This is a genomic window from candidate division TA06 bacterium (genome assembly GCA_016235665.1).
Taxonomy (GTDB): domain Bacteria; phylum Edwardsbacteria; class AC1; order AC1; family EtOH8; genus UBA5202.
The window spans coordinates 207,980-223,754 of sequence record JACRJI010000016.1 but is presented as its reverse complement, the minus strand read 5'-3'; the positions used below and the strand labels follow the sequence as shown (position 1 = coordinate 223,754).

15 protein-coding genes are annotated in these 15,775 nt (G+C 56.3%); 9 read left to right on the top strand and 6 right to left on the bottom strand.

Annotation, left to right across the window (positions count from 1 at the left end; all coding sequences use genetic code 11):
- Positions 1-21 precede the first annotated feature (21 nt).
- The 5 genes from purE to HZA73_11345 all read left to right on the top strand — a co-directional run bounded on the left by purE (position 22) and on the right by HZA73_11345 (position 2,589).
- Positions 22-522 carry a 5-(carboxyamino)imidazole ribonucleotide mutase gene (gene purE, locus HZA73_11365; protein ID MBI5806619.1) on the top strand — a complete coding sequence of 167 codons (501 nt, stop codon included), beginning with the start codon at positions 22-24 and terminating at the stop codon, positions 520-522.
- A gap of 19 nt (positions 523-541) precedes the next feature.
- Positions 542-1,429 (top strand): phosphoribosylaminoimidazolesuccinocarboxamide synthase, encoded by an 888-nt coding sequence (locus HZA73_11360; protein ID MBI5806618.1) that lies wholly within the window; start codon positions 542-544, stop codon positions 1,427-1,429.
- A 21-nt stretch (positions 1,430-1,450) separates the two neighbouring features.
- Positions 1,451-1,666 carry a hypothetical protein gene (locus tag HZA73_11355; GenBank protein ID MBI5806617.1) on the top strand — a complete coding sequence of 72 codons (216 nt, stop codon included), beginning with the start codon at positions 1,451-1,453 and terminating at the stop codon, positions 1,664-1,666.
- Between the two features lie 106 nt (positions 1,667-1,772).
- The gene (locus HZA73_11350) at positions 1,773-1,967 is read left to right on the top strand and encodes a hypothetical protein (GenBank protein MBI5806616.1); all 195 of its coding nucleotides are present in this window, start codon (positions 1,773-1,775) and stop codon (positions 1,965-1,967) included.
- Positions 1,951-2,589 carry a tetratricopeptide repeat protein gene (locus HZA73_11345; GenBank protein MBI5806615.1) on the top strand — a complete coding sequence of 213 codons (639 nt, stop codon included), beginning with the start codon at positions 1,951-1,953 and terminating at the stop codon, positions 2,587-2,589. Before HZA73_11350 ends, HZA73_11345 begins: the two co-directional genes overlap by 17 nt.
- A gap of 129 nt (positions 2,590-2,718) precedes the next feature.
- Here the strand turns inward: HZA73_11345 and recO are convergent, their stop codons facing one another.
- From recO to HZA73_11320, 5 genes are all read right to left on the bottom strand, one after another.
- A complete protein-coding gene (gene recO / locus HZA73_11340) occupies positions 2,719-3,453 on the bottom strand; it encodes a DNA repair protein RecO (protein MBI5806614.1) in 735 nt (244 codons plus the stop codon).
- Between the two features lie 13 nt (positions 3,454-3,466).
- Positions 3,467-4,837 carry an HlyC/CorC family transporter gene (locus HZA73_11335; GenBank protein ID MBI5806613.1) on the bottom strand — a complete coding sequence of 457 codons (1,371 nt, stop codon included), beginning with the start codon at positions 4,835-4,837 and terminating at the stop codon, positions 3,467-3,469.
- Positions 4,838-4,872: 35 nt separating this feature from the next.
- The gene (gene ybeY / locus HZA73_11330) at positions 4,873-5,301 is read right to left on the bottom strand and encodes an rRNA maturation RNase YbeY (protein ID MBI5806612.1); all 429 of its coding nucleotides are present in this window, start codon (positions 5,299-5,301) and stop codon (positions 4,873-4,875) included.
- 19 nt (positions 5,302-5,320) lie between these two features.
- The gene (locus HZA73_11325) at positions 5,321-7,552 is read right to left on the bottom strand and encodes an HDIG domain-containing protein (protein MBI5806611.1); all 2,232 of its coding nucleotides are present in this window, start codon (positions 7,550-7,552) and stop codon (positions 5,321-5,323) included.
- Between the two features lie 399 nt (positions 7,553-7,951).
- Positions 7,952-8,956 carry a PhoH family protein gene (locus HZA73_11320; protein ID MBI5806610.1) on the bottom strand — a complete coding sequence of 335 codons (1,005 nt, stop codon included), beginning with the start codon at positions 8,954-8,956 and terminating at the stop codon, positions 7,952-7,954.
- Between the two features lie 258 nt (positions 8,957-9,214).
- Between HZA73_11320 and HZA73_11315 the strand changes: the two genes are divergently transcribed.
- The 3 genes from HZA73_11315 (at position 9,215) to HZA73_11305 (ending at position 12,402) form a co-directional block, all read left to right on the top strand.
- Positions 9,215-9,979: a hypothetical protein gene (locus tag HZA73_11315; GenBank protein MBI5806609.1), complete on the top strand. Its 765-nt coding sequence runs from the start codon at positions 9,215-9,217 to the stop codon at positions 9,977-9,979.
- Positions 9,980-10,084: 105 nt separating this feature from the next.
- Positions 10,085-11,089: a D-glycero-beta-D-manno-heptose-7-phosphate kinase gene (gene rfaE1 / locus HZA73_11310; protein ID MBI5806608.1), complete on the top strand. Its 1,005-nt coding sequence runs from the start codon at positions 10,085-10,087 to the stop codon at positions 11,087-11,089.
- Positions 11,089-12,402, top strand: a complete 1,314-nt coding sequence (locus HZA73_11305) for a 3-deoxy-D-manno-octulosonic acid transferase (protein ID MBI5806607.1) — start codon at positions 11,089-11,091, stop codon at positions 12,400-12,402. Before rfaE1 ends, HZA73_11305 begins: the two co-directional genes overlap by 1 nt.
- A gap of 185 nt (positions 12,403-12,587) precedes the next feature.
- Here the strand turns inward: HZA73_11305 and HZA73_11300 are convergent, their stop codons facing one another.
- The gene (locus HZA73_11300) at positions 12,588-13,499 is read right to left on the bottom strand and encodes a hypothetical protein (GenBank protein ID MBI5806606.1); all 912 of its coding nucleotides are present in this window, start codon (positions 13,497-13,499) and stop codon (positions 12,588-12,590) included.
- 247 nt (positions 13,500-13,746) lie between these two features.
- Between HZA73_11300 and thrS the strand changes: the two genes are divergently transcribed.
- On the top strand, positions 13,747-15,672 hold the full coding sequence (thrS, locus tag HZA73_11295) for a threonine--tRNA ligase (GenBank protein ID MBI5806605.1): 1,926 nt from the start codon (positions 13,747-13,749) through the stop codon (positions 15,670-15,672).
- Positions 15,673-15,775 lie beyond the last annotated feature (103 nt).

The window sequence follows — 15,775 nt, the reverse complement described above, 5'->3', positions numbered from 1 at the left end:
ACTCTACGAGGAGACTAACATATGCCCAACCCCAAAGTAGCGGTTCTGATGGGTTCCGACAGCGACCTGCCGGTGATGGAGAAGGCCGTCGAGACCCTTAAGGAGCTGGGAATAACCCCGCAGGTCAAAATCCTTTCGGCCCACCGGGTCCCGGAGAAAGTGGCCGAGTTCACCAAGGGCGCCCGAGGCGGAGGTTTCGAGTGCATCATCGCCGGGGCCGGACTGGCGGCCCATCTGGCCGGGGCGGTGGCGGCCAATACCACTTTGCCGGTGATCGGCGTGCCGCTAAAGAGCGGTGCCCTGGCCGGGGTGGACGCGCTGTATGCCACGGTCCAGATGCCCTCCGGCATCCCGGTAGCCACGGTTGCCATAGATGGGGCCAAGAACGCCGCCATACTGGCGGGGCAGATTCTGTCCATCAAGTACCCCGAGATCGCCAAAAAGCTGGAGGAAATGCGGGAGAAGATGAAGAAGGAAGTGGAGAAAAAATCCCAGGACGCAGAATTAAAATACAACAAATAATACAAACAATCACGATCTTATGAAAATCATAACCCAAACCAATTTCCCTGACCTGAAAAAGATCTCACAGGGCAAGGTGCGCGACATCTACGACCTGGGCGAACACCTGCTCATCGTTGCCACCGACCGGATCTCGGCCTTCGACGTGGTCCTGCCCAACGCCATTCCCTACAAGGGTTACGTACTGACCCAGATTTCCAAGTTCTGGTTCGGAAAAATGTCGGGCATCATGCCAAATCACCTGGTGGCCACCGAGGTCAAGGATTTCCCGGCAACCTGCCAAAAGTACAAGGAGGAGCTCGAGGGCCGCTCGATGCTGGTCAAGAAGGCCAAACCCCTGCCGGTGGAGTGCATCGTCCGGGGCTACCTGACAGGCTCGGGGCTCAAGGACTACCAGAAGACCGGGAAGGTCTGCGGGATAGAGCTCCCCAAGGGCCTGGTGGAATCAAGCCGGCTGGAGAGCCCCATCTTTACACCCTCCACCAAGGCCGAGATCGGGGACCACGACGAGAACATTTCCTTCGAAAGGATGTCCGAGATCCTCGGGACCGAAAAGGCGGAGAAGGTCAAACTTTTGTCACTGGATATATATTCCGCAGCCCGAAAGATCGGAGAAGAAAAAGGCATCATTATCGCCGACACCAAGTTTGAGATGGGTGACTTCAAAAACGAACTTATCCTGATAGACGAGGTGCTGACCCCGGATTCCTCACGCTTCTGGCCCCTGGCCGGATACCAGGCGGGAAGGAGCCAGCCCAGCTTCGATAAGCAGTTCGTTCGCGACTACTTGAGCACTCTGGACTGGAACAAACAGGACCCCGGTCCGGAACTTCCCAAAGAAGTTGTGGAAAAGACCAGCCAAAAATACCTGGAAGCTCTGAAAATACTCACCGGTCAAAGCAGTTAATAAAAAACGGAGAGACGATCAATGCCTGCCAAGAAAACCGCCGCAACCAAAAAGAAAACTGTTGAATCCAGGAAAAAACTTGCCGCCAAGCGTACCCCATCCGACCGGCGCCGTCTCTTGAACGAAGAAGAGTTCAAAAGACTGATAGAGACCGGCCAGGTGGTTGAAAGCGACCGCCGCAGCTGGATGGAACGGCGGAAGGAAGAAGTGGGCAAGGGCAAAAAGAAAAAACCCTGAATTCTTAAGGTATGACCGCTGCTTACAGCCCGGTAGACTAGGATTCGTCCTTTTTGCTGGCGGTCATTTATTGTAATCGCTAAACCATAATTAACAGGATAGATATATGTTTTGGAATAAAAAAGAAGTTCCGCCGCATGGCAAGGGAATAACCGTTCAGCAGGGAGTGGCGGCCAACGCCCTTTCCATCCAGGCCCTGATCAACGTGCTGGTCAAGAAGAACGTCTGCACCCGCGAGGAGATCATGGACGAACTTAAAAGAATAACCCAGCCGTCCCAGGAAGATGGAATTAAAAAATAAGATCGAAGAGCTGTTCTCCCTGGCCGATCAAAATGTCAGGCAGGGGGACCGCTTGGGGGCCATCGCCAACCTGACCGAGGTGGCTGGACTGCCGGGGATCGCCCGGCAGCAGCCTCTCTCGCTGGAATGCGCTCACTGGGGGCTGGCCGGTCTGTTGATCGCCGAAAGAAAGGTAGAACAGGCCGAGGTCCATTTAAAGGAGGCCATCAAGCTTAATCCACAGGAGGCAGGTTATCTTCAGGAACTGGGTGCACTATACAACTATCAGGCCAGGTTCGAGGAGGCGGCTACCCAGTTTGAGAAATGCCTGGACTTAAGGCCCGGGCATCCCGAGACCACACATCTTTTAGGCTGGGCGGTGTTCATGTCCGGCGACCTGAAGCGGGGGCAGAAAATGCTGGAGTTTGCGCTGGAGCTGGACGAGAACAACGTCGGGACGCTCAACGACCTGGCGGTCTGCATGATGGAGCAGGGAAAGATCAAAGAGGCCATGGGCATGGTGGAAAAGGCCCTGGAGCTGGATCCCCATAATGAACTGTTGAGATCGTTCCATGAAATGCTGGCAGGGAAAACCGGAACGGCCAATAAGAAAAAACAAAACAAAAGAAAATCATCGGAATAATATTAATCTGACAAACGTAAAACCCCCCGCCTTAAGGCAGGGGGTTTTACGTTATGGTGGGTTTACTATAAAGCAATATCAACATAATCTGCGTAAATATGAGTCCATAAATATCATTGAGGCTGGATTTCATTCCCGGGGCAGGTATTTGAACGACACCAGCCGGGAATGCCCGGAAAGGTGGTGGTTGATGAACTCGGCCAGCAGCCGGATCAGGAACAGCGAATCGGCGGCCTCCATCGGAGGCAGGTAATCGTGCTGTTGCCAGAAATCAAGGCCTTTAAGCACCGGCCGGGTCAGGGCCACCGATTCGCCGTGTTTTTTGCAGCAGCCGGGGCAGAGCAGCCCGCCCAGCGAAAGCGAGAACAGGAACAGCTCATCCCCGGCCGTCTTCCGGCAGTCCAGGCAGCGGTCCAGCACCGGGTGGTAGCCCAGGTTGTTGATGGAGGCCAAACAGAACTCGGCCAGCGGGTGCTGGGGGCCGGGGCTGTGCTCCAGGGCCTTGATCAGCACCAGCAGATTGTTGAAGAGGGCCAGGTTCGGAGATTCCAGGTCGGTGGCCCGGTAGGCCACTTCCAGGGCCGGGGCCAAAAAACCCAGGTTCTCCGTCCTGCAAGCCTGGCCGGGGTAAAAAACCACCGCGGCCTCGGAGGCGGTGTGGATCTCGGACCTGATGCTGCGGTAAAAAACTATCTGGGACAGGGTCCCTGGGTCAAAAGCCGCGCCGAACTTGCTTTTAGTACGGCGGACGCCCTTGGCCATGAACTTCATCCGGCCGAATTTCCGGGTAAAGGCGTGGACGATCCGGCTGGACTCTGACCAGTTCTGGGTCTTAAGAATGACGGCTTCTGTGCGTTGGATCATCGGTTCTCGCCATTCATTCTGTGAGCGTACTCTGCCCTGCACCGTCCTGCGGGCTGGTCTTGGAGGACGGTTTGATCAGCCGCCTGGCCCGGACGGCCATGATCCTCCGCTTGCGTACTGCCTCCACCGTGAATTCCCAGGTCGGCTGGTCTTTCGGCCATTTGAGTTTTTCCCCGGATGACGGTACCTTGCCGGCGATGTCGTAGATGAAACCGCCCAGGGTCTCAAAACCCTCGGTGGGAAAATCGGAGCCCAGGGCTTCGTTCAACTGCTCGATGTCTATCCGGGCGTCGATCCGGTAGGACCTTTCGTCGATTTTGCGGAACAGCGGCTCCTCGGTGTCGAACTCGTCCCGGACCTCGCCCACTATCTCCTCCAGCACGTCCTCCAAAGTGACCATCCCGGCGGTGCCGCCGTACTCGTCCACTACGATGGCCAGGTGGGTCTTCCATGACTGGAACTCCTGCAGCAGGCCGTCCAGCTTCTTGGACTCGGGCACAAAATGGGCGGGCCGGGCCAGCTCGTCCACCGGCTGGTTCTTGACTCCCGAGCGCAGAATTTTGTTGATGTCTGTAGCGTAGGCTATCCCCACGATGTTGTCGATGGTCTGGCGGTAGACCGGAATCCGGGAGTGTCCGGCCTTCTCCATCAGTTTGACCGCCTTGACGATGGGAAGGTCCGAAGGGGCCGCCACCATGTCGATCCGGGGCACCATGATCTCCCGGGCGGTCTTGTCCCCCAGCTCGAAGATCCCGTGGATCATCTCGGTCTCGCTGCTGTCCAGCACCCCCTGCTCGTGCCCGGCCGAAAGCAGGGCCTTAATCTCGTCTTCGGTGATCTTGGAGGAAAGCTGTGCCTTCTTGATCCCGAAGAAGGAGAGGGCCAGGTCGGTGGCTTTGGTCAAAAGCCAGATGGCTGGCCGGGCCGCCGCCGCCACAAACTCCAGGGGTCTGGCGGCCAGCAGGGTGATGAACTGGGAATGTTTGAGGGCGATGTTCTTGGGGGTCAGCTCACCCAGGATGATGGTGAAGAAGGAGACCACCGCGGTGACCAGGGCCAGGGCGATGGGATGGCTGTTTTTGGAGATGATGCCCAGGGGAACGCCTTCCAGGGCCTGGGATACCAGCTTGTAGCTGGAAACGGCGGCCACAGCCGAAGCCAGAAAGCCCAAAAAGGTGACGCCCATCTGAATTGTGGCGAACAGCCGGGAGGGGTCCTCCAAAAGCCTTAAGGCCGACTTGGCCCTCAGATCTCCGCGATGGGCCAGCTCCTTAAGGCTGCTTTTGCGGACCGTGATCAGGGCTATTTCGGAGGCGGACAAAAGTCCGTTGAAAAAGATCAGCGCCGCGATCAACAGCAGTTCGCCCCAGATGGAAATATCCAAAGTTTAAGCACTCCCTTTTGTTTCAAGTTGCGGGGTCAATTCCCGTAAAGATAGAATTCTTCCCGGCGCTGCATTTTGGGGGCCTGGCCGGGTTTGACATGGTCGTATCCCAGAAGGTGCAATACCCCGTGGACCGTCAGCCTTTTGATCTCCTCCCCGGCCGCGACCCGGTATTCCCGGGCCTGGCGCCGGGCCCGGGGCAGGGAGATATAGACGTCGCCCAGTTCTTTTGCATTATACCGGGAGTCAGCTCCTTCGGTCATGGCAAAGGAGATGACATCGGTCACTTTGTCCTTGCCCCGGTAGCGGCGGTTGAGACGGCGCAGGTGGGCGCTGTCAGTGAAGATCACGGTCAGGTCGCAGCCCGGGCGGGATTCCACTTTCAATATCCTTTCTATCAAAGCCTTCAGGCTGGAAGGCTTGAAATCCCGGACGGGGACCAGATGCTCAAAATGTACGGACATATGAAATACGGCAATATTGCTAGCGCGGTTTTTCTTCCAGCATGCTGGTCTGGGGATATTCTATCCGGGGATGGAAGACCGCGGTCAGCACCGGCATGAAGGCCTCCCCGGTCAAATTCAGCTCATGCAGGGTCAGGTTGGATTCGTCCAGCTCCAGCTGGTTGGCCTTCTCGGCTATGATGGCCCGGACCACCTTGCGCACCCTTTTGGTGCTATGGTCCTTGAGCGACCGGACGGTGGCCTCCACCACGTCGGCCAGCATCACCAGCCCGATCTCCTTGGACTGGGGTTTGGGCCCGGGATAGCGGAAGTCGGATTCCAGCACCCCGCCTTCGCTGGTCTGGACCGCCTTGAGGTAAAAGAATTTGGAAAGAGTAGTTCCGTGGTGCTGGGCTATGGCGTCCACTATCAGCTGGGGCAGGCGCTGTTTTTTTGCCAGCTCCACTCCGTCCTTGACGTGGGAGACCAGCACCAGATGGCTGACCTTGGGGGCCAGCCCATCGTGGCGGTTGACCCCGGTGTTCTGGTTCTCGATGAAGTAATCGGGCTTGGCCAGCTTGCCGGCATCGTGGTAGTATCCCATGATCCGGGCCTGGAGGCTGTTGGCCCCGATGGCGAGGGCGGCGGCCTCGGCCAGGTTGCCCACTAAAAGACTGTGCTGGAAGGTTCCCGGCGCTTCCAGCGAGAGCCTCTTCAGCAGGGACTGATCCGGGTCGGCCAGCTCCAGCAGGCTGTAGTCGGTGGTGGCCCTGAAGACGGCCTCCAGGACGGGAAGCAACACCAGGGCCAGAACCACAGAAAGGGCGGCGTTGGCCGGCCCCAGCGCCAATGCCTGCTTGATCTGCCCGGCCGGGGCCTGCCTTAAATATTCCACCGCGGCTATGGCCAGGATGTTGATCAGGCTGATGGCAAAAAAACTCTTGAAGATGAACTTAAGCCGGCCCCGCAGGTCTCTGGCTGCGAAGGCCGCCACCGCGCCCGAGGCCAGCAGTACCACGGTCAAAGGGAAGTTGAATCCGGTGACCACTCCCAAAAGCAGGCTGCCGGTGATGGCCACCACCGCCCCCAAAGTTACGTCGAAGATCAGACCGATGATCAGCGGGCCCACCGCCGCCGGGATCAGATACGGCGAGAGGCGTTGCTGCCCCAGCACCGCCCAGCCGCCCAGCATGGTCAGCAGGATCACCACCGCCAAAAGCAGCAGATGGGAATCATTGTTGAAGATCTCGGGCCGGAAACGGTAGAGGTAGATGATCAAAATCCCCAGAAAGAAGCCCAGAGCCAGAAGCCTTGACAGCAAGGTCAAAAGATACCGCCAGCCGCCCTGGCGGGAGACCAGGGCGATCTCGTCCAGGCGCACCTTAAGGGAGTAGAGCTTTTGGGCGGCCGGGGCGTCGATCACCTGATAGGACGCCACCAAGCGCTCCCCCTTGGCTACCTGGCCCACGGCCAGGGGCACATTGTGGCGGGCCAGCGCCCGGGCGTTGTTCACTTCATCCAGGTCCAGGTTAAGATTGGGCACCAGCAGTCCGGTGGCCGCCTCGGCGGCGGCCTGGGCCAGCGGAGCCGACTTTGGGAAAGCCTGTTCGGCCTTGATCTTCATCAGCAACGGCAGACTTTGGGCGGTGGCCAGGTCCTGCACCGGAGTCCGCTTAAGCTGATCCTGGTCCCGGATCACTATCTGGTTCCCCAGCCCCCGGGTCTGCTCGTCGCTTAAAGGCAGGATGCCGGTGGAGACCGTCTGGCGGCAGATGGAATGGAGGCCCTGCTGAAAGGGATAAAGCTCGGGCAGGGACAACAGCAGGTTTACGGTGGCCGGGGAGATCCCCAGTCCCCAGCTTTCCAGCCGTTTCTTTTTGACCGATAGATACTCATCCTCCTCCCGGAGGGCGGAAAGCTTTACCAGAAAACGGTCGACGTCGCCCAGTATCTTGTTGTCCACCTCGGGGCTGCGGTAGGCGATGGCCAGCATGTTAAGCTCGGCGCTGTCCTGCTGGGCCGCCAGCTCCCCCGGATACTTCAGCACCGGGAAGTCGAAGGGGGCTACGATGTCGTGGTTGCTGACGTCGCCTTCCTTCATCTCCAGCTCGTCGTGGCGGGCCGGGGAGAAGAGGTTGGCCACGATCAAAAGCAGGCCGAAGGCGATGGCGGCCCGTTTAAGCCAGAAGATCTGCCTTTTGCGGGCCGGGGCGTCCAAGGGCCAGAAGGCCTTGGCGAAGTTTAGGGATCTGGTTTTAAAATCTAATTTCATATGCTTGGTTCAACCTTCGGGGGTTGAGTTGAAGACAGTTTTTGATTGCTAAAAATAATGAGTGCGCTAATAAACATAGGTGGTAAACTGAAGAAAGATACTAAGCCTAACTTAGGTGGGTCATTGATGAAATTGCCAAATAGTATCGATATGCAATTTAATAATGAACATATCAATAGCAAATACCCACTTAATCTGTAGCGGGAAAATCCCAATAATATTACTGGTAAAGTTGCCACGGGTCCTGAAAAGAAACCTACTAACTCCCAAAATGGCGGGTTATTGCTCATAGTAAATATTGCTACCGGTACATCCTTGAAATAGAAAATCCCAAGAATAAAACCGAGTGTAAGAACTAAGTATTTAATATTTATTTTTCGCATTTATTCATGCTGTATTTCAATCCGATGGCCCGGTCTTTTCGTCCTGTCCCTGTTCCCGGCCTTCGTTCTGGCTGCTACTCTGGTAGGCCTGGATGATCCTCTGCACCAGGTGGTGCCTCACCACATCCCGTTCTGACAGGTTGATGAACTTTATTCCCTCCACCCGGGAAAGCACCTCCTGGATGTGTACCAGGCCGGAGCTGTCGTTGCGGGGCAGGTCTATCTGGGTGACGTCACCGGTGACCACCGCCTTGGAATTAAAGCCCAGCCGGGTCAAGAACATCTTCATCTGGGTGCGGGTGGCGTTCTGGGCCTCGTCCAATATCACGAAGGAGTTGTTAAGGGTCCGGCCCCGCATGTAGGCCAGGGGCACTATCTCGATGATCTCGTTGGCCATGAAGCGGCGCACCTTCTCCGGGGACATCAGGTCGTACAGCGCGTCGTACAGGGGCCGCATGTAGGGGTCGATCTTGTCCCGGAAATCGCCCGGCAAAAACCCCAGCGATTCCCCGGCCTCGACGGCGGGACGGCAGAGGATGATGCGCTCCACCTGGCGCTCGTTCAAGGCCGCCACCGCCGCGGCCACCGCCAGATAGGTCTTGCCGGTTCCGGCCGGCCCCACCGCTATCACCAGGTCGTGGTCTTTGATGGCATCCAGGTACTGGGACTGGCCGGGCGATTTGGGCCGGATCAGCTTTTTAAGGGCCAAAGCGGCCACGGTCCCCCGTTCCTGGATGTCCCGATGCCGCTCGCCGGCCTGGCTGATTGCCAGCCCTATGTCCCGCTCCTGCAGCACCGATCCCGATTCCACCCGGGCTCTGAGATTCAGTATCAGCGAAGTGATGGCCTCCAGCTCCTCGGTTGAACCCTTGATGATGACCTCGTCGCCCCGGGCGAAGATCTTGGCCTTGAAGGAATGCTGGATCACCTTTAAGTTGGAATCCCCCGGCCCCAAAAGATTCACCGGATCGATGCCGGCCAGGGAGATCCGCTCGGTTATTTCTTGTAGTTCTTTAGGCATATCTTAAAATCCATCCATAATTGCGGTAAATCAGGGCAAACCCCAGTAAATAATATATCACAAGCAAAATGATAACGCAAGGGGAAATTCCAAATAAAAAAGAGTTGACAGACGGGCGCCCAGTGGTTTATGATACATAGAGCAGGGACTATTAACTGGTTGAGGTGATAAATCATAAGGTAATCTGGCCTTGATCTTCTGGAGTGGCAGCAGCGTTATGTAATTTAACTGAATAAAAAAACCACCCAAGGGTTCACCATGAGAAATCTTCTACTGATTCTGTTGGCGGTTATCGCGTTAAGCTTGGTCGTCTGTCCTGCTCAAATACTGGCACAGGACGTGGTTTATCTTAAAAATGGCAGCATCATCAAAGGGAAAATAGTCGAATTCATTCCCGATAGTGGCTTGAAGATACAAACGGCTGACGGCAGCATTTATGCCTATTCCATGAGCGAAGTGAAAAAGATCACCGATGGCCCAAATACAAAGGGTGTGACGTTATTTGCCGGGAGTTCCATACCCATCGATGAATTTGGTGACGGAGATGGTTCTAAAGCAGGCATGGCAAAAAATGGTTATGTTATAGGTGTTGATTTCAGCAAAAAATTATCGCCCAACGTAGCTTGGATGTCGAGCGTCAATCTTTCAGTTAACCGCCCGAAAAAGCCCAATTTAAAAAATTGGGCTTTGGGCTGGCTGCTGACGGGATGGGAAGTAAGAGGGAATGCTTGGCCGAAAGTCGAGGTTTTGGGTTTCGGGCAGTTAGGGGTGCTTCTTACAAGAATTCCAGGACAATGGTTTATAAGTGACTCTATGCATATTAGTAGCCCATTCCCCCCTGAATTTTATTTTGGGTTCGGGGTTGGGGCCGGAATATCCATCGGTTCTGCTTCAATAATACTTCGTTGTTTAAGCAGCGAACCGGAGTATGATTTGTATGACAACAACAGCAGTAACATATGCCAAGCAACGCGCAAACAACAAATATCTTGCTTAATGTTAACAGGGGGCTATACCTTCTAATTATCTTCGAGGTACTGCGGAACACATGCATAGGTGAGTTGAATCAATATTGTCTACGCACTCGCTTAAGAAAATAACTGCCAACGTACAAAACTAGGGAATCATATGAACCCAAGCAAATACAAGATCAGCCCCAAACGGGCAGAAAAGCTCATCAACGGCTTCGCCCGGCGCAAGGTGGTGGTCTTAGGCGACCTGATGCTGGACGAATACCTGTTCGGGGCGGTGTCAAGGATCTCGCCCGAGGCCCCGGTGCCGGTGGTGGAGGTCAGCCGGGAGGAGTTCCACCTGGGAGGGGCGGCCAATGTGGCCTGGAACATCGCGGCCCTTAAGGGACAGGCCTTTCCGGTGGGAACGGTGGGCAGCGACCGGGCCGAGAAAATGCTGCGGCGGGAATTCAAGACCAGGAAGATCTCCGAACTGGGGCTGGTTAACCAGTCCGGGCGGCCCACCACCATCAAGACCAGGATCGTGGCCAGCCACCAGCAGGTGGTGCGGGTGGACCGGGAGCACCGCCAGGACATTTCTCCGGCCGCCCAGCAAAAGGTGATCAAAGCGTTGGAAAAACTTATCCCCCAGGCCGACGCCATTCTGATCGAAGACTACAACAAGGGGCTGATAACCTCCCCGGTGTTGAAAGCCGCACTGGAGCTGAGTCTCAAATACAAGAAAATAATAACGGTGGATCCCAAATTCAATCATTTTCTGGATTTCAAGGGAGTGACGCTCTTCAAACCCAACATCCACGAGGCCGAACGGGCCTTGGGAGCCAAGATCTCCGGACCCGAAGACATCATCAAAGCCGGGAAGGCCCTGTTAGGACAGCTGGAGGCCCAGGCGGTGCTGATCACCGCCGGCGACCAGGGGATGTACCTCTTCACCGCCCGCAGGGGCGAAGTATTCCGGATACCCACCGCCGCCAGGGAAGTTTACGACGTCTCCGGGGCCGGAGACACCGTGATCGCGGTGGCCACCCTGTCGCTCTGCGCCGGAGCCAGCCTGCTGGAGGCGGCGGTGACGGCCAATCACGCGGCCGGGGTGGAGGTCTCCAAGTTCGGGGTGGCGGAAGTGACGGCGGAAGAACTGAAACAGGCCTTGAGGAACTGGTGATGATATTTTCCTTGGGAATGGGACTTTACCATCTGATCACTTTTATGGCCCTCCTGCTGGGATGGCCATATTTACTGTTGATGCTGGCCTTGGGCCACCGCCAAAAATGGCGGCAGAGGCTGGGCTGGCTGACACCTCAAGAAGGCCGTCCGGTCTGGATCCACGGGGCCTCGGTGGGCGAGATGGGGGTGATCGCCCCATTTCTGGCGCAGCTCAAAATCCTGATGCCTGAAAAGAACATCGTCCTGTCCACCATGACCGTCACCGGGCAAAAGCGGGCCGGCGAGATCTTTTCCGGGAAAACAGCCGGGATATTTTTTCTGCCTTTGGATTTCTGGTTCGCCCAAAAGCTGGCTTTGAAGAGGGTAAGGCCCGGGGCCTTGGTCCTGACTGAGACCGAGATCTGGCCCAACCTGATCTGGCAGTGCCAAAAGCAAAACGTTCCGGTGTTCCTGGTCAACGCCCGGCTTTCGGCCCGGTCCTTCAGATACTATAACGCCCTGCGTTTTTTGTTCGGACCGCTGTTGAACACTCTGCAGCTGATAGCCTGCCAGAGCAAAGCGGATGCTGACCGCTACCTGGCTCTGGGCGTTCGCCGGGACCTCGTCACCGTCACCGGAAACCTGAAATACGACGGGATCAAGGGTCCGGTCTCTGCCACAGAGAAACAGGATTTGAGGAAGGACTTCGGCCTGAGCCCGGAGGATCTAGTGTTTGCAGCCGGAAGCACGAGGGAGGGTGAGGAGACTGTGATACTTGGGGCCTGGCAGGAATTGCAAAATCAAAAATCAAAAATCAAAAATCAAAAGATTAAATTGATCATAGCGCCGAGGCATCCGGGGAGGTTCTCCGAGGTGGAAAAACTACTTGTCACCCAAAACTTGAACTATAGCAAACGCAGCGGACAAAAGAACGGCGGGGCTTCCAGCAATTTCGATGTCCTGCTGCTGGACACCATCGGCGAACTGGTCAATGCCTACGCGGCTTCGGATATCGCTTTTGTTGGCGGCAGCCTGGCGCCGGTGGGAGGGCATAATCCCCTGGAACCGGCGGCCCTGGGGCTTCCGGTGATATTCGGCCCCCACATGTTCAACGCCCGGGAAAGCGCTGAAGGACTTCTGGCCTGCGGCGGGGCGATGCAGGTGAAGGATACCGGGGAGTTGAAGACGATCTTAAACGATCTTCTCGGCAATGAGCAAAAAAGATTTTCAACCGGATCCAAAGCGCGCAGTTTGGTTGATTCCAAAAGGGGAGTTTCCAAGCATACGGCGGAGCTGGTGGCGGGAAAGATCAACCGGAGAAGACAGGATTAACATGATTTAACTCCGGACGGGCAGGAATAAAGGAATTTTTTAATTCAGGGGAGATGTATAAAACGCAAAAGGCTGCACATTTTGTGCAGCCTTTTTTGATCCTAAAACAATTTTAACAAATGAAAATCAGCGGGGATAGTTTGACTAATGCTCACTATAATGTTTGCGTCCAATAAGATTCTCTTTTATTTCTCCCGTACCAGGTCTTTTTCCTTCAAACCGCTTCCGGTCAGGATCTTGGCCTTGGCATACTGGTCCTTGGCCTCTATCACCTCGATGGTTCCGGCCTGGCTTTCCTCCGCGCCCAGCGACAGCCCGGTTTCGGGGTCGATCACTTCCTCGCCCTTGGAGTAAACGGTGAACTTGTCGCCCACCTTGACCCCGCCCAGGGCTCCCGGCTTAAGCATCAGGGTCTTGTCGGCATTGACCTTGAGCACCATTCCGGTCCAAGCCACCTTGTCCATGGCACCGGTGATCATCTCAATTATCTTGTTGACCGCCTTGCGGGTGGCCTTGCCGGCCAGGGTTTCGTCGAAATGGGTGTCGTTGGAGAAACTGAACTCGTCGGTGCCGACATCCACGCCTTTCTTGCTCTCATCCTCGGCGATGCCATCAGCCGCTACGATCTCGCCGGTGGTGGTGTTGACCAGGCGGACATCCAGCCCCACCCGGGCGGTCTTGGTCTCGACCCCCAGCCGGTTGAGGCCGAACATGCCCTTGGAGACGGAACTGCCCACCGATCCGCCCACCTTGGACGATTTTTCGCCGAACTCGTTGACGCTGCCGGTGACCATCAGTTCCACCCCCAGCAGTTTGCCCACCTGGGCCGCGCTCTGCGGGGTGACGGCCCCGCTCATTCCCAGCGACTGCTCCTGCATGATCTTGGCCAGCTGCTGGCGCTCGATCACCATGAACTTGCCGGATTTCACCAGGGCGGTGGTCAGCATGTCGGCCATTCCGCTGCCGATGTGCCAGCCGCCGTGGCCGGTCTTGTCCTCAAAGTCCATCACCGCCACCCGTTTTTTGAGTCCCTGGGCCAGTCCTATCGAAAAGCCCAGCATCAGAGCCAAAGCCAGCAGGGTAAGTTTTCTTGACATGATATAGTCTCCTTTTGATGATTGTTTCCTCCCGCGAAAGCAACGGGACAAAAGTTATTTCTTTATGGAGAATACCGGACTTTCAATTTAACATATTTGCCCGGATAAGTCAAGAACATCGTTCAAGTATTTTGCCCGAATTTTCTTGATTTTTTCAAGGTTTAATGGTAATATAATAAATTCTATAAGTTCCTAATAAATAAACGGCTTAATCAGATAAAACCTTAAAATATCAAGGAAAACCAGCATGATAAAGATCACCCTGCCGGACGGCAAGATCAAGGAATTTGAACCGGGCGTCTCAGCCCTGGATATCGTCAAATCAATAGGCCCGGGGCTGGCCAAAGCGGCCCTGGCTGCCATCCTGGACGGCAAGCCAGTAGACCTGTCCGCCAAGGTCGACCGCGACGCCAAATTCTCGGCCCTGACCTTCGATTCAGAACAGGGCAAGGAAGTGCTGCGCCACTCGACCAGCCACCTGATGGCCCAGGCCGTCACCGGGCTTTTCCCCGGCACCAAGGCGGCCATCGGCCCGGCCATCGAGGACGGGTACTATTACGACTTCGACCGGAGTGAGCCCTTCTCCTCCGACGACCTGGCCGCCATCGAGCAGAAGATGGCCGAACTAGCGTCCCAGGATATCGCCATCGTCCGCCGGGAGATGCCGCGGGAAGAGGCCCTGGAACATTTCCGCAAGCTGGGCGAGAAATATAAGGTGGAGCTGATCGAGGCCCTGCCCCAGGGCGAGATCATCTCCTTCTATCAGCAGGGGGACTTCATAGACCTCTGCCGGGGGCCGCACCTGGCCTCCACCGGGCGGATCAAGCACTTCAAGCTGCTGTCGGTGGCCGGGGCCTACTGGCGGGGCGACGAGCGCAACCAGATGCTGCAAAGGATCTACGGCACCGTCTTTGACAAGAAGGAACAGCTGGAAGCGCACCTGAACAAGCTGGAGGAGATCAAGAAGCGCGACCACCGGAAGCTGGGCCGGGAACTGGACCTGTTCTCACTGCACGAGGAGATCGGGGCCGGCCTGGTCTGCTGGCACCCCAAGGGCGCCCGTATGCGGTCGATCGTGGAGGAGCACTGGCGCCGGCGCCACTTTGAGGGAGGCTACGACATCGTCTACACCCCCAACATCGGCAAGGAATGGGTGTGGCAGACCTCGGGCCACCTGAAGTTCTACAAGGAGAACATGTATTCCCCGCTGGACATCGACGGCGACAAGTATTACCTGAAACCGGTCAACTGCCCCATGCAGATCATGATCTACAAGAACGGGCGCCACTCCTACCGGGACCTGCCCCTGCGCTGGGCGGAGCTGGGCACGGTCTACCGCTACGAGCGGAGCGGCACCCTGACCGGCCTGTTCCGGGTCCGCGGCTTCACTCAGGACGATGCCCACATCATCTGTACCCCGGACCAGATGGACGGCGAGATCCTGAGGGTGCTGGACTTCTCCCTGTCCCTTTGGGAGGACTTCGGGTTCAAGGACGTCAAGATCGAGCTCTCGGTACGCGATCCCCAAAACCTGCAGAAATACGCGGGTTCGGACGAGATGTGGGTCAAGGGCGAGGAATCGCTGGTCAAGGCGCTTAAAACCCGCAGCCTGGATTACGAAAGGATGGAGGGGGAGGCGGTATTCTACGGGCCCAAGATAGACATCAAGGTCAGGGATTCCCTGGGCCGGCTGTGGCAGTGCACCACCATCCAGTTCGACTTCAATATGCCGGAAGGGTTTAACATGACCTATACCGGCGAGGACGGAAAGGAGCACCGGCCTTACATGGTGCATCGGGCCTTGCTGGGTTCGCTGGAAAGGTTCTTCGGCATCCTGATCGAGCATTATGCCGGGAACTTCCCGCTGTGGCTGGCCCCGCTGCAGCTGATGGTGATGAACATAACCGACGCCCAGGCGAATTATGCCAAGCTGGTAGCCGAACGTTTACAGCTTTCAGGTTTCCGGGTCAAGCTGAACCTGGGGGGAGAGAAGATCGGAGCCAAGATCCGGGACGCCGAAATGGAGAAGATCCCCTACATGGCTATTGTAGGCGCCAAGGAAGCGGAGTCCGGGCTGGTCTCACTGCGCAAGCACGGCCAGGGGGATGCCGGGCAGATGACGGTGGAGGACCTGGCGGTAAGGTTGAAACAGGAAGTGGAACTAAAGAAGTAGCATATAGATAGAAAACAAATACCACAAGCCGGGGACATAGCTGAACTGGCTAAATTAAAGAAGACTGCGGGTGCGAGAAAAATATCACATATTAACTTCCCAT

What these genes read in the sequence shown, in the direction of transcription:
- purE (MBI5806619.1), top strand. Translation starts at nt 22, where the DNA reads ATGCCCAACCCCAAAGTAGCGGTTCTGATGGGTTCCGACAGCGACCTG.
- HZA73_11360 (MBI5806618.1), top strand. Translation starts at nt 542, where the DNA reads ATGAAAATCATAACCCAAACCAATTTCCCTGACCTGAAAAAGATCTCA.
- HZA73_11355 (MBI5806617.1), top strand. Translation starts at nt 1,451, where the DNA reads ATGCCTGCCAAGAAAACCGCCGCAACCAAAAAGAAAACTGTTGAATCC.
- HZA73_11350 (MBI5806616.1), top strand. Translation starts at nt 1,773, where the DNA reads ATGTTTTGGAATAAAAAAGAAGTTCCGCCGCATGGCAAGGGAATAACC.
- HZA73_11345 (MBI5806615.1), top strand. Translation starts at nt 1,951, where the DNA reads ATGGAATTAAAAAATAAGATCGAAGAGCTGTTCTCCCTGGCCGATCAA.
- recO (MBI5806614.1), bottom strand. Translation starts at nt 3,453, where the DNA reads ATGATCCAACGCACAGAAGCCGTCATTCTTAAGACCCAGAACTGGTCA.
- ybeY (MBI5806612.1), bottom strand. Translation starts at nt 5,301, where the DNA reads ATGTCCGTACATTTTGAGCATCTGGTCCCCGTCCGGGATTTCAAGCCT.
- HZA73_11325 (MBI5806611.1), bottom strand. Translation starts at nt 7,552, where the DNA reads ATGAAATTAGATTTTAAAACCAGATCCCTAAACTTCGCCAAGGCCTTC.
- HZA73_11320 (MBI5806610.1), bottom strand. Translation starts at nt 8,956, where the DNA reads ATGCCTAAAGAACTACAAGAAATAACCGAGCGGATCTCCCTGGCCGGC.
- HZA73_11315 (MBI5806609.1), top strand. Translation starts at nt 9,215, where the DNA reads ATGAGAAATCTTCTACTGATTCTGTTGGCGGTTATCGCGTTAAGCTTG.
- rfaE1 (MBI5806608.1), top strand. Translation starts at nt 10,085, where the DNA reads ATGAACCCAAGCAAATACAAGATCAGCCCCAAACGGGCAGAAAAGCTC.
- HZA73_11305 (MBI5806607.1), top strand. Translation starts at nt 11,089, where the DNA reads ATGATATTTTCCTTGGGAATGGGACTTTACCATCTGATCACTTTTATG.
- HZA73_11300 (MBI5806606.1), bottom strand. Translation starts at nt 13,499, where the DNA reads ATGTCAAGAAAACTTACCCTGCTGGCTTTGGCTCTGATGCTGGGCTTT.
- thrS (MBI5806605.1), top strand. Translation starts at nt 13,747, where the DNA reads ATGATAAAGATCACCCTGCCGGACGGCAAGATCAAGGAATTTGAACCG.